Below are 304 nucleotides of genomic sequence, written 5' to 3'. Positions count from 1 at the left end.
GAACTGGAAATATTCTCACCGTACTGGTGGCAGAAAGATATTAACAGCACGCTGGATATTAGCGTCGATCGCATCGCACATTATTGTTAAGGAATAATCATGAGTGACCAACCCGTTCTGTTCAGCAGAGCGGCGGCTTCTTGCCGCCTGACATTGAACCGTGAAGATAAATGTCATGCTATTAATGAAGAAATGATCGAATCTCTCGACCATTATTTAAATGAAATTGAAAATGACACGGCATTACGCTTAGTCGAATTAACGGCAACCGGCGATAAATTCTTTTGTGCGGGCGGCGATATTA

1 protein-coding gene is annotated in these 304 nt (G+C 42.8%); it reads left to right on the top strand.

Translation table 11 applies throughout. From position 1 onward, the window contains the following. Window positions 1–99 precede the first annotated feature (99 nt). Window positions 100–304: enoyl-CoA hydratase/isomerase family protein (locus tag LZP73_RS19875; RefSeq protein WP_234236635.1), on the top strand; the 205-nt coding region annotated here is incomplete at its 3' end.

This window comes from Shewanella sp. AS16, assembly GCF_021412365.1.
In the GTDB taxonomy this organism is placed as follows: Bacteria; Pseudomonadota; Gammaproteobacteria; order Enterobacterales; family Shewanellaceae; genus Shewanella; species Shewanella salipaludis.
This window is presented reverse-complemented; position numbering and strand designations above follow the sequence as displayed.